General features: G+C 67.1%; 11 protein-coding genes. 7 read left to right on the top strand and 4 right to left on the bottom strand.

What is annotated here, in order from left to right:
* Window positions 1-112 precede the first annotated feature (112 nt).
* Window positions 113-1,135, bottom strand: coding sequence for a hypothetical protein (locus J1902_RS09445; RefSeq protein WP_207616000.1), 1,023 nt, complete (start codon window positions 1,133-1,135; stop codon window positions 113-115).
* Between the two features lie 269 nt (window positions 1,136-1,404).
* Here J1902_RS09445 and J1902_RS09440 point away from each other — a divergent pair, with 269 nt between their 5' ends.
* Window positions 1,405-3,324, top strand: coding sequence for a bifunctional copper resistance protein CopD/cytochrome c oxidase assembly protein (locus J1902_RS09440; protein WP_207615999.1), 1,920 nt, complete (start codon window positions 1,405-1,407; stop codon window positions 3,322-3,324).
* Window positions 3,325-3,354: 30 nt separating this feature from the next.
* On the opposite strand, the gene J1902_RS09435 is transcribed toward J1902_RS09440, so the two are convergent.
* Entirely contained in the window at window positions 3,355-4,326 is a 972-nt protein-coding gene (locus tag J1902_RS09435; protein ID WP_207615998.1) for an acyl-CoA thioesterase, read from the bottom strand.
* 155 nt (window positions 4,327-4,481) lie between these two features.
* Here J1902_RS09435 and J1902_RS09430 point away from each other — a divergent pair, with 155 nt between their 5' ends.
* From J1902_RS09430 to J1902_RS09415, 4 genes are all read left to right on the top strand, one after another.
* Window positions 4,482-5,750, top strand: a complete 1,269-nt coding sequence (locus J1902_RS09430; protein ID WP_207615997.1) for an ROK family transcriptional regulator — start codon at window positions 4,482-4,484, stop codon at window positions 5,748-5,750.
* 144 nt (window positions 5,751-5,894) lie between these two features.
* Window positions 5,895-7,379, top strand: a complete 1,485-nt coding sequence (locus J1902_RS09425) for an MFS transporter (protein WP_207615996.1) — start codon at window positions 5,895-5,897, stop codon at window positions 7,377-7,379.
* A complete protein-coding gene (locus tag J1902_RS09420; RefSeq protein ID WP_207615995.1) occupies window positions 7,376-9,022 on the top strand; it encodes an amidohydrolase in 1,647 nt (548 codons plus the stop codon). Before J1902_RS09425 ends, J1902_RS09420 begins: the two co-directional genes overlap by 4 nt.
* A gap of 9 nt (window positions 9,023-9,031) precedes the next feature.
* Window positions 9,032-9,253 carry a hypothetical protein gene (locus J1902_RS09415; RefSeq protein ID WP_207615994.1) on the top strand — a complete coding sequence of 74 codons (222 nt, stop codon included), beginning with the start codon at window positions 9,032-9,034 and terminating at the stop codon, window positions 9,251-9,253.
* A 93-nt stretch (window positions 9,254-9,346) separates the two neighbouring features.
* Here J1902_RS09415 and J1902_RS09410 read toward each other — a convergent pair whose 3' ends face one another.
* Together J1902_RS09410 and J1902_RS09405 are read right to left on the bottom strand one after the other, a co-directional pair.
* On the bottom strand, window positions 9,347-9,781 hold the full coding sequence (locus tag J1902_RS09410; protein WP_207615993.1) for a DoxX family protein: 435 nt from the start codon (window positions 9,779-9,781) through the stop codon (window positions 9,347-9,349).
* A 105-nt stretch (window positions 9,782-9,886) separates the two neighbouring features.
* Window positions 9,887-10,468, bottom strand: a complete 582-nt coding sequence (locus J1902_RS09405; protein WP_207615992.1) for an antibiotic biosynthesis monooxygenase — start codon at window positions 10,466-10,468, stop codon at window positions 9,887-9,889.
* Window positions 10,469-10,508: 40 nt separating this feature from the next.
* On the opposite strand from J1902_RS09405, the gene J1902_RS09400 reads away from it, so the two are divergent.
* Window positions 10,509-11,849, top strand: a complete 1,341-nt coding sequence (locus J1902_RS09400; protein ID WP_207615991.1) for an MATE family efflux transporter — start codon at window positions 10,509-10,511, stop codon at window positions 11,847-11,849.
* A 66-nt stretch (window positions 11,850-11,915) separates the two neighbouring features.
* Window positions 11,916-12,470, top strand: a complete 555-nt coding sequence (locus J1902_RS09395) for a DUF308 domain-containing protein (protein WP_307794411.1) — start codon at window positions 11,916-11,918, stop codon at window positions 12,468-12,470.
* Window positions 12,471-12,537 lie beyond the last annotated feature (67 nt).

Raw genomic sequence — 12,537 nt, 5'->3', positions numbered from 1 at the left:
TCGCCCCCCAGGAAGCCTGAACCAGGGGTGCCTGAACCAGGTACGACAAGACCGTGGCGTGGCCGGGCCCATTGCGGGCCCGGCCACGCCACGGTCGGGTGGGTGTTGCCGGTTACGGCGTGAGTGCCGCGGTCAGTCCCTGGGTGGAGGTGCGCGGGGTCAGCCGGCTCCCTTCGGCAACCGGGAACGGGAAGCCGAGGTCATCCAGCCGCCCCTTGACCTGGTTCTGGGCCTGGCAGTTCTGGGTGCAGTTCGTGGCCGGGTTGGCTACTTCAGTGGCGTCCTCGCCAGTGACCATTCCCATCCGGCCGCCGCTGGCCACGTCCCAGATGGTCATGCCGCCGCAATGGTCGCGGGTCTCGCTGAGGCCGAGGCTGTTCGTGAAGTCCGGTCCGCACTCGGGCTGCAGGATGCGGGTGGCGACCTGGGGGCTGTCGCGGACAACGAACTTTTCGGAGAGGTCGTTGCCGATGTTGACCCGGGGCGTCACCTTCACGCAGAACTGGCTGGCCGGTCCGGTCTGCACGCTGGTGCACTCCGAGCCGCGGAACTCACCGAGGTGGGCGCGGAAGTTTGCGTTGTCGAAGTAGAACGCGCCGGTCCCCAGCCGGTGGACGATGCGCGTCCGGGTGCCGTCACCGCGGGCCGGTTCCATCTGGAAGATGCCGCCGGCTGCACAGTCCTTGGCCTGGATCTTCATTGACAGGCCGCCGGTGCCGGTTCGGTTGAGCTGGACGTCGGTGTCCGTGAGCTCGAGGGAGACGTCGCTGGTCAGCGCCAGGCCGCGGTGGTCGGGAATCTTGCTTTCAAAGACAGGGGTCACGCGGCCGCCGGTGAGGTCGAGGTCGTTTGCTGCGCCGGTGAAGGTGTAGTTGTGGATGGCGAAATTGGTGGGGTCGACCTCGAACTGGACGTACTTGCCCTGGACGAGGAAGCGGCCCGTGGGTGCGGGCACTGTGCTGTTGAACTGTGCGGTCTTCCCGAGAACCGTGAATCCGCCGCCCTCGCAGCCGCTTGATGATGCCGCCTGTGCCGGCGCCGTCATGCCGGCGAACCCGACGGCGGATGCCGCCAACGCGACGACAGTTATTGCTGTTCGGAACTTGAAACTGTGCCGTGGCTTTTTGACGTTCATTCGTTCCTCCTTGGTGGCCGGCTTTGCAGAACTCACGCCTGGAGTTCTCGTCCCGCCGCGCCTCTGACAGATTATGGGCAGGACGGAACCCGGGCAATGGATTTGGAAGATTTCCGTGGTGTTACGTCTGTTGATGGTTCGGACCTTGTAGGTGTATAAGGATTCCCCAAGGAATGGCCGCCAGACTGTGGCATAGTTACCAGCCACCCCTGAAGGGGCCACACTTGCGGCCGCTGCCTTGGGAAGGTCTGGTTCCGGAAGGGAACGATATGCCATTGACGATGCGGATCGGGGCCGTGGGCGCGTTTTTGGGTGCAGGTCTCCTGGCGCTGGTCTGGGCCTACAGCTACGGGGGCAGCGCCGAACCCGGCATCCTTGACCGGACCGGCCCGGCCGTGACGTGGGGCCTGCCGGCAGCCAAACTCGTGTTCAATCTCGCCAATGCCTGCTGCATTGGCGCCCTTGTCCTCGCAGTATTCGCGCTGCCCCACGGCGGGGCTGCGCATGCAAAGGCCCTACGGATTGCCGGCTGGTCGGCGGCCATCTGGGCCGTTGCCGCCGCCGGGTTCGTATTCCTGAGTTTCCTGACCATTGCCAACATCCCGGTGTCCGCCGACAGCTTCGGGCCGATCTTCGTGTCATTCCTCACCGGTGTCGATGCCGGGCGCTACGGCGTCCTGGCTTCCGCGCTGGCCGCGGCCGTCGCCTTTGCGTGCTTCAACCTGCGAAGCCCCCGCATGGTGGCAGTGACCACGGTGCTGGCGTTCGCCGGGCTGGTGCCGCTGGTGCTGAAATCCCATGCGACCGGCGGGGCCGGCCATGCGGACAGCACCACCTCGGTGATCCTGCACTCAGGCAGCGCCGCGGTCTGGCTGGGCGGGTTGCTGGTACTGATCCTGCTGCGCCCGGCGGTGCTGCCTGGCCAGCTGAACGGGGTGGTCCGGCGGTATTCCACCCTGGCGCTGGTGTGCTTCATCACCATTGTGGCATCGGGGATCATGGCAGCATGGGCGAGCATCGGCTCGTGGGGAGGCCTGTCCACCGCCTACGGTGGGATCGTCGTTGCCAAAGCAGCAGCTCTCATCGTCCTCGGGACCTTCGGCGCACTCCACAGGCAATGGTCCCTGCGACGTCTTGAGCTTGACCCGCACCGGGCTGGCCGGTACTTCACGGCCCTAGCCGTGGCCGAACTGGCTGTCATGGGCGCGGCCGTCGGGATGGCGACGGCATTGGGGCGCACGGAACCACCCACGTCCCTTGGCTCTGCCGCCACGGATCCCGGGCTGCCCGTACCCGAGCTGTGGGCGTATATCTCCCAGTGGGCGCCTGATCCACTGTGGAGCCTTGCGTGCGGCTTCGCCGTTTTCTTCTACCTCGCGGGCGTGCGCCGGCTCCGGAGAGCCGGCCGCACCTGGCCCGCGCACCGCACCGTGTTGTGGCTTGCAGGTGTCGCCGTCCTCTTCATGGTCACGAACGGCGGCATCCATGTCTACCAGGGCTACCTTTTCAACGCGCACGTGCTGACCCAGATGATGCTGACCGCCGTCGTGCCGCTGCTGCTCGTCCCAGCAGCCCCGCTCGCCCTGGCCGAACTCACCATTCTAGGCAGGACGGATAGCAGCACAGGGGTGAAGGAGATCCTCGCCCGCACAGTGCAGCCGGTGCTGGCCGGCGTCACCAGAGCCCCCTACTTCGCGGCCTATGCCATTGCCGGTTCCCTCGTCGCCTTCTACTACACCCCCCTGCTGGGCTGGTCGGCCCGCGGCCAGCTCGGATACAGCGCCATGACCCTGCTGGCCCTGCTGGCCGGCTGCCTCTTCACCCGCGCGATGACAGGCAGGCCCGACGGCGGCGGAGGCCATGCGCGCAAGGCTCGGCTGGGTGTCCTGGCCGGTACCGCGGCACTCTATGGCGTCTACGGCTGGGGCCTCACCGCCCAGGCCGCAGCCCTGGAATCGCCCTGGTACACCTCTGTGGGCCAGCCGTGGGGCGCAGCGGGTCCCGCGGCCGCAGAACTGGGCGGCATCATCATGTGGGTCGTAGCCGCCGGAACACTGGCCGTCATGGCTGCCATTGTGACGTCACGCCCGGCCGCTGCGGCCGGATCCCGAACGCAGGACGAGATGGTTCCCGATCCCGACCCCGACCCTGTCGGCACGCCGGAGCGGCCGCGTCCGCACGCCGGCTGATCCGACGTACGCGACCGGCAGGCGGGCCAGCTAGCGCCCCTGCGGCAGCAGGTGGTTAGGCAGGCGGTTGCCTGGTGCGGTGCCCCGGATCTCCAGCAGCTCCCGGGCATGGGCGTGCAGGCGCTTGTCCTCGTCAGACACAGGAACCCACGGCGGAATCGGGACTGAAGTTCCACCAGCATCCCGGGCCACCATGACCGTGAGGCAGTACGTGGTCAGGTTCATCTCGCGGGTCTTGGGATCGCCCGATCGTACATGGACTGCGATGTGCATGCCCTTGTTGCCGGTGTAGACCAGCCTGGCCTCCACCTCCACCACGTGGCCGATCAGCAGCGGCCTGTAGAAGCGGACACCGCCGGAGAACACCGCAACGGTGTCCATGCCGCAGTAGCGCGAGGCGCAGACGTATGCTGCCTCGTCGATCCACTTCATCACGATGCCGCCGTGCACCTTGCCGCCCCAGTTCACGTCGGTGGGGGACGCCATGAAGCGCAGCACCACACGCTCGGCCGTGCCAGCGTCGGTATATTCCTGGGCATTCATGGCTTTGACGATCTGTTCACGGACGGTGACCCGCGCCAGCGCATGGTCCCGCTGCTCGATCTCCTCCGGCGTAGAAGGCTCGAACTGGGGGACCGGGATCGGCTTGCCGTCAGGCCCGACGGCCACGAAGATCACCATGCACTGGCTGTGCATCGTCTCCGGCCCGCCCTTGGGGTCTCGGGAACTGACCACGGTGCGGATGTGCATCGAGGAGCGTCCGGTGTAGACGATCGTTGCCGTGACCTCCACCATGTCGCCGCTGTTCACGGGATCAGCGAAGTGGATGTTGCCGACGTAGGCGGTGACGCAATAGGACTTGGCCCAGCCGACGGCGGCCGCGTAGGCCGCCTTGTCCACCCACTCCAGGACGGTGCCGGCGTCCACGGAGCCGCTGTGGCCGACGTCGGTGGGGGCGGCGAGAAAACGGAGGGTGACGGAGTTGGAGGCGGGCTCGCTCATGCTGCCACTCTACGAGCGCGGGTCCTGTTGTGCCGCTCTGTGACTTGGCTTCTGTCTGTGATTCCAGCCGGACGCTTTCGGGCGGGCCGTCCTATGATGAAGTGGAGGTCCGCCGCCTGGAACTGGCGGCGCGCACAGCGGGAAGGGCTAGGGACATGAACGGGGTAGCTATGTCCGGGCCGCTGGGCCAGTCGGGGGCCTCGGTTGCCGGACTCCGCGAGCACAATCTGTCCTCCGTGCTGTCTGTACTGGCCAGACACGGGACACTGACGCGGGCGGAGATAGCGGGCCATTGCGGACTTCGCGTGTCCGCTCTGACCAATCTGGTCCAGGAGCTCCGGGACCGCGGGCTGGTGGAGGAAACCGACGGCGAACAGCCCGCGATGGGCAGGCCGGTGCGCCCGATCTCCCTTGCCAGGCGCCCCTGGGTGCTGCTCGCCATCCAGTGCGACCGCACCCGGATCCTGGCCGCGATCGGAAACCTGACGGGGGAGCTGGAGTCCGTCCATGAGTTTCCGGTCCCGGAATACAGCGGCCTTGCGGAATATCTCCCTCATCTTGACTTGGCTGTACGCGGACTGCTCGACGTCGCCTCCCGCCAGTCCCGCCCGGTCCTGGCGCTGGAGGTGGGCGTGCCGGGTGCCGCCAACCGCGAACGCGGCACTGTGGTCCGCTCCGTGCTCAACGGCTGGAGCGAGGGACCGCTGGGCCGCTACGTCGAGGAGATGCTGGCTGCGGCAGGATCCACGGCTGTGGTGGGAGTGGACCGGGAAACCAACTACTCCATGCTGTCCTGCATCAGTGGCTCGGAGCCCGCGCTGGACGACAAATCCGTGGCCTATATCGGGGGCCGCGGCGCTGTCAGCGGCGGTCTCTTCAGCCGTTCAACCGTGGAGCACGGATCGGGTGGATTGGCCGGCGAATTCGGCCACATCGTGATCGATCCGGGCGGCCGCCAATGCTGGTGCGGGCGGCGCGGTTGTGCCGAGACACGCCTGGGCCTCGCCTCGATCTACAGCCAGGCGACGGGGGCGGACTACGCCACCGTAATGAGTGGGTTGTCCAGCCGCCATGAGGCGATGACGGCCGAGTTGCGTGAACTGCTCGACGGCGGCGACAAACGCACAGCGGAAACCTTCGCCGACGCCGGGCGCTGGCTTGGCATCACGATCGATACCGTGGCTGGCGTGGTGAATCCCGAGCTGTTCATTGTCAATGGCTTCCTGGCCGAATTCCGGCGGGGGCTTGAAACCGAGATGCGCGGGTATCTGGATGGGATCGGTGGGCTGCCGTCGATCACACGCCTTGACGTCGACTTCGGCCCGGGCGCCCCGCACCAGATGCTCCGGGGCATGGTGCTGGCCGGTCGAAGCCGCGTCATCGGGCAGCCGGCCTTGGCGGCAGTAGCGGCCAGAATGGCCTGAAATTCCAAGCCAACACAGGGGAGGGAAAAACTTCGTGACTTAATCCACGCCGTGAAATAACATTGATGCAGGGCCGACGTGAGATGCGCGTCACAATTATCCGGACATGGCCCCGCCGACCCCGTTTACTAGAAGGAGCCTGGCGTGGTCATCAAGTCACACACCCGGGAACTGCCACCGAGCGCGGAAACGCCCGCACGGCCCACGGAACCGAGCTGGAGCAACCGCCAGCTCCGCAACCGCAAGAAGATTCTGGCCGCGATGATCAGCATCGCAGTCGTTGGTTCCCTGCAGGGCGGCGATCCCGCCCTGCACGCCGTGGCCATGCCGGCCGCCGCCAAGGCACTCGGGATGGACCCGGGTCTGGCTTCGTTCCTCAAGAGCCTGGGAACCGTGGTCCTCGCCGCGAGCCTACTGGGCGCCGGCATCATCGGCGACAACAAGGGCCGCAAGCGCACACTGCTTGCGGGCGTCTTCCTGATGTCCGCTGCCTCGATCGTCACCGCGACGGCAGGCACCGCGTGGATGTTCGGCCTTGGCCGCGCCCTGACCGGCATCGGGACCGCGCTCTCCTTCTCCATGTGCCTGGCCATGATTCCCGCGATCTATCCCAAGTCGGAACTTCCCAAGGCCTTTGGCATCTTCTTCGGCATTGGCGCGAGCGTGATCGTGCTGATGACCTCACTCTCTGGCACCATCCAGACTGTCTTCGGCTGGCGCTTCAACTACGTCAGTGCCGCGCTCATCTGCCTGGTCGCGGGACTCATTGCGGCGGCATTCGTGCCCGAAACCAAGGCGGCCAAGCCTCGGAAGTTCGATCTCCCGGGTGTCTTGCTCGCAGGGCTTGGCCTCGTGGCCCTGGTCTACTCGATCGGCCGTGCGTCCAGCCTGGGTTGGGGTGCTCCCGAAGTGATTGGCGGCCTGCTACTTGCCGCTGTTCTGCTCGCTGCCTTCGCCATCTGGGAGCTGCGCGCCAAGGAACCCGGATTTCCCATGCACCTCTTCCGCATCCCGGCCTTCTCGGCCGCGTGCATCGCGGGCGTCCTGTTCAACTGGGCCGATGCTTCACTGCTGGGCCAGTACCCGGCCTTGGCTATTCCGGCGGGTGTAGCCCCCGGGGCCGTGTCCGTCGTCGTGGCCGTCATGTATGTCGGCATGATCGTCGGTGCGATCGTCGCCGGAACCGCCCAGAAGCGTTTTGCCATCTCCAACCGGGCCATGTTCACTTCCGGCCTGCTGCTGTGCGCGTTTGGCCTGGCCATACAACTGTTCCTCGACAAGCCCGGCAACATTCTCCTGCCCGGCGTCGGCTTGTTCATCGTTGGCTTTGCCGTCATGTGGATGCAGAACCCGCAGGCTGCCGTCATTCTCGGCTCGGCACCCCAGGACCAACTGGGAGCCGTGGGAGCCGTTAAGCCGGCCGTCGGCCAGTTCGGCTTCGGGCTCGGATTCGCCATCGCCGGCCCGATCTCCAGCATCTTCATGACCGGCCCAGTACTTGATGTCCAAGCGTACGGGCAGGGCCTGGCCTTCCAGGCAGGCATTTTTGTGGTTGCCGCCGTCCTTGTCTGCTGGCTCCTGCGCCCGGGCCGCACAGCGTCCACTGCAGTCACGGGGGCCGCACAATGAGCACCTTCGCCGAAACTGTCTTCCTGAATGCCAACGTCATTACCGTCGATGAAGAGTTCTCGATCGCTGAGGCCGTGGCGGTTGCTGGCGGCCGCATCCTGGCGGTGGGCACCGCCGTCGATGTTTCGGCTTTGATCGGCCCTGCCACAGAGATCAACGACCTCGGCGGACGCACCCTGCTGCCGGGTTTCGTCGAGGCCCACGGCCACCCGACCGCGGAGATGAACTTCCTGGGACCCGCCTGCATCGACATCCGCGCAGTGGTCTGCGGATCGGCTGAAGAAGTCATGGGCAAGCTCCAGGCCGCCGTAGCCGGCGCAGGACCCGGGGACTGGGTGGTCGCGTTCGGCTGGGACCCCCTGCTGCTGCCAGACCTTCCGGCGATGTCCGGCCAGCTGCTCACCGAACTGTCGCCGTCGGTCCCGCTGTCCGTCATGCACTATTCGGCCCACTCTTCCTGGGCGAATGACGCCGCACTGGCGCGGCTGGGTGTCACGGCGGACACTCCGGACCCGGCGGGTTCTGAGTACTGCCGGAATAAGGACGGTTCTCTCACCGGCGAGGGCAAGGAACTCCCGGCGTCGATGATCCTGATGGGCCCGGCAATGGAGGTCAACGACAAGACCTTCAACCCGTATTTGGCGCGCCAGCTGGAGCGCATGGCTGCCGCCGGTGTGACCTCAACCGGGGACCTCGCCTTCCACCCGGGATCGCACGGCCCGGTCCGGAGTTTCTATGAGTCCGTGGAGGCCCCTGTGCGGATCCGGGCCTATGAGATGTCGACGCCGGCTGGCCCCGCCCGGACCGCCGGAACCGACGACGATTCCATGTTCCGGCAGGTCGGAGCCAAGGTCTGGACCGACGGTTCGCCGTGGATCGGCAACATCGAAACGAGCTTCGGGTACGAGGACAGCCGGGCGACCCGCGCGATAGGCCTGGAGCCGGGGCACCGCGGCTGCAGCAACTACACGCGCGATGAACTGCTGGCGATCGGACGCCAGTATGTGCCGGCCGGATGGCAGCTCGCATGCCACGTCCACGGTGACCTTGCTGTGGAGATGGTGCTCGACGTCGTGGCGCAGCTTCAGGCTGAATTCCCGGGCGCCGACCGTCGATTCCGGCTGGAACACTGTGGCACCATCACGCCCGGGCAGGTGGGGCGGGCGCACGCACTCGGGATCACCATCTCGTTCTTCGCGGCCCACATCCACTACTACGGCGATGTCCTGGTGGATCTTTTCGGTGCCCGGGCCAATTCCTGGACGCCGGTGGGTGCGGCCGCCGATTGCGGGATGAAGTTCTCGCTGCACAACGACGCCCCGGTGACGCCCGAGTCCCCGCTGCTGAACATCCAGGTGGCCATGACCCGGCTGACCCGCAGCGGCGTCCAGCTGGGCCCCGAGTTCCGGATCGGCATCGAGGATGCGATCCGCTCGCACACCATCCACGCCGCTTGGCAGCTCTTCTCCGAGCACGAGTTCGGCTCCATTGAGGCCGGCAAGTTTGCCGATTTCGTGGTCCTGGACCGGGATCCGCTGCAGACGCCTGCGGAGGAGGTGGGCTCCATTCGGATCGAGCAGACCTGGCTCGGCGGCCGGCTTGCGTACTCTGCGGCTGATTCCCCGGTGCTCGCCGGCGTGTAGCCCGAAGGCGTGCATTGCGGTGCGGCTGGCCGCGAGGCCGTCGCCGCGCACGAAGCCGTGGTGGCGGCGTGGGAAGAGTCGGAGACTTGGCAGGACCCGCGCTCCACGCTGTTCGTCCAGGGCCCGACGGCGTTCGTCACCGAACCGGCGTCGCGCACCATCCCCGCGGTGGACCTGAAGACCGGCAAGGTGGCCAAGTCCGCCCAGCTGGACGTCATCCCGACGAGCTGAGCGGCGTCGAAGGCTAAATATTCCGGATCTGGTATGGAAAACGACGGCGGCCACGCACCTCGGGTGCGTGGCCGCCAGGCGGGGGCATGGAGTCTACGCGAGCACGCTGAGCTTGGAAGCCTTGCGGCCGAAGACGGCAGCATCCACGGAGATCCGCCCGGCGCCGGTCAGGGCCACGGCCAGTGCTGCGGCGGCAAGGGCCAGGACGAACTCGTAGCCGCCCTTGTCCGCGAAGATTCCAGCCGGGGCATGGACCAGGAACAAGGCGCCCAGCATGTCGAGCGCCAGCAGAGCGGCGAATACGCGGGCGAGCACGCCGGCGATCAGGGCGATGCCGCCCACCAGTTCGATGGTCGCCACCACCGGCGCGACGAGCGAAGCGGCGGGGACGCCCATCTGGGTGAAGGCTGCCTGGGTGCCTGCGATGGTGAATTCGTTGAATTTCTGCCAGCCGTGCGCGGCGAAGATGAAGCCGACGATGACGCGCAGGACGGTAAGGGCTGTGTTGGTCAGGGTGGACTGGTTCATGGGATTGCACCGTTTCGGATAGCGGTTGGCTGTCATGAAGCCTCGCGGTAGTCCCATTGGTTGAAGCTTCAAGTCAATCCTGACAGGCCAAGCTTGAAGTGTCAACTAAAGTGACGCCCCGCGACGGCGCGGCTTGGCCTGCAGCCACGGCTTGAGCAGGCGCGTGGTCACGGGCAGGAAGATGTAGGTCATGAGCGGCGTCAGGATGCAGGTGTTCAGCAGGACCTGAAGCACGAGGGGCCAGTCAGAGACGAACGGCTGCAGCAGGAAATTGGCCAGCAGGCTCAGCGGGAAGAACGGCAGGAAGATGCTCACGGCCTGCTTCCAGCGCGGCGGCACCACGGTTTCCGGGACCACCAGATTCACGTCACCCGGCTGCGAGAACCAACCCTCGATCCCCGTGCGGCGCTCCACCCGCGTGACTTCCAGCAGCCCTGCCGAGCTCTCGATCCACCAGCGGCGCTCCTCGGACTCCTCCCACGCCTGCAGAGTCTCCGCATCCGCGAAGCGGTAAAGCATGTTCCATTCGTCGGAATTGGCCGACGTCCGCACCCAGCCCGAACCCAAGTAGCCGGGCCATTCGCGCGCGAGTTCCTGGCCGGCAGCCGCCCAGGCGCTGGCCTGGCGCGTGTAACCGGGCAGGACGGTGCGCGCGACGGAAACGGTGATGGGATGCTCAGTGGACACAGCCACAATCTACCCGCGGGCGCCCGGCTAGGCTGGGACAGTGCCCCAAAAAGTGACCAGTTCCACCACGCCCTCCTCCGCCCGCGAAATCCTGCGCCTCGCCGTGCCCGCCTTCGGCGCGCTCATCGCCGAGCCGCTCTTCCTCCTGGCCGATTCCGCCATCGTGGGGCACCTTGGCGTGGCGCAATTGGCCGGCGTGGGGCTTGCATCCACCGTGCTGCATACAGCCGTGGGACTCATGGTGTTTCTGGCATATTCAACAACCCCCGCCGTGGCGCGTGCCATCGGGGACGGCAGGCTCCCCAAGGCGCTCGCAGCAGGGCGCGACGGCGTCTGGCTGGCCCTGCTGCTCGGTGCGGCGCTCGCCGTCGCCGGCTTCCTCGCTGCCGAGCCGCTCGTCGACGCCATGGGCGCCACGGGCGACGTGCAGGCCTTCGCCGTTGACTACCTGCGCTGGTCCATGCCCGGCCTGGCCGCGATGCTGCTGATCTTCGCGGGAACCGGCGTGCTGCGAGGGCTGCAGGATACGCGCACCCCGCTCTTGGTGGCCACGGCCGGCTTCGCCCTGAACATCGCCCTGAACTGGTTCCTGGTCTACGGGATTGGCCTGTCCGTTGCCGGATCCGCCATCGGCACCAGCATCGCCCAGTGGGCCATGGCCGCCGTCTATCTGGTGATGGTGGGCCGGAACGCGCGGCGCCACGGTGTGTCGCTGCGGCCCGACTGGCACGGCATACGCGCCATGACCAAGGTGGGTTCGTGGCTCATGCTCCGCACGCTCAGCCTGCGCCTGGCCATCCTTGCCGCCGTCCTGGTGGTCACGGCGCAGGGGGCTGTGAACCTGGCCGCACACCAGCTCGCCATGACTATCTTCTCCTTCCTGGCCTTCGCGCTGGACGCTCTGGCGATCGCCGCGCAGGCGCTCATCGGCAAGGAACTCGGCGCCGCGAACCCGCGGAGGGCACGCGAGCTGACCCGCACCATGATCCGCTGGGGCCTGGGCTTCGGCGTGGTTACGGGGGCGTTGTTGGCGCTTGCCGCGCCGTGGGCCGGGCTGCTGTTCACCTCCGACGCCGGCGTCCAGTCCGCCCTCACCGCTGCCCTCTGGGTGCTCGCCGTCGGGCAGCCCCTGGCCGGTTTCGTCTTCGTGCTCGACGGCGTCCTGATCGGCGCGGGCGACGCCCGCTACCTGGCGATTGCCGGCGTCGTGAACCTGACGGTCTATGCGCCGCTGCTGCTGGCGGTCCACCTGGCGCGGCCCGACGGCGCGGCGCGGCTCGTGTGGCTGTGGACGGTCTTCGCGCTGGGGTACATGCTCGCCCGCGGAGTCACGCTGGGCCTGCGGGCCCGGACGGACAAATGGATGGTCCTCGGTTCATAAGAGAGGACCCGAGGGGTCCGGCCTGAGCTTGCGAAAGGTGGGAGGTCTGATCGCTAAACTGGAGCCGTGACTCTCCCCGCTTCTTCTGCGCCTTCATCCATGCCTGCAGCCGCCGAGCTCTGGAAGCCCGTGCTGCTGCGCGCGGGCATCGCGCTCGTATTCGGTGCGGTGACGATTTTCTGGGGCCAGCCCTCGGTGCACGTGCTGGCATGGGCCGTCGGCCTCTATCTGCTGGCCACCTCAGCCGCCGTATTCCTGTCCAGGAGCCTCCCGACGGCGGTGTCCGCCGTGGCGGCGATCGCCGGGATTGGTGCCCTGGCCACCCAGTCGGACGCCGGCGTCGCGGTTTCGGCACTGCTGGGGCTCCTGGTGCTCGGCATTGCGGAATTGGTCCAGGGACTGCGCCGCCGCGGCCGGCACGTCCTGGCCCGCGACTGGCTGGTTTCCGGTGTCATCGGCGTCGGCACGGCAGCGGCCCTGCCGTTCTTCATCAGCCTCGGCGCGCACGCGCTGCTGGGTGTTGCCGGCGGCGGCGCGATCATTTCCGGCGTGCTGTGGATGCTGTCCGGCCTGACGCTGCGGCACGATGGGCGGACCCCGGCGCCCGAGGCCGTAAACTAGTAGCAGCACGTTCTACTCCTTGTAGAACATTAGGACCGGCGGGGAGCCGAACAGGCCCGCCATCATT

The sequence above is a fragment of the Arthrobacter cavernae genome, from assembly GCF_017368795.1.
Classification (GTDB): Bacteria; Actinomycetota; Actinomycetes; order Actinomycetales; family Micrococcaceae; genus Arthrobacter; species Arthrobacter cavernae.
This window is presented reverse-complemented; position numbering and strand designations above follow the sequence as displayed.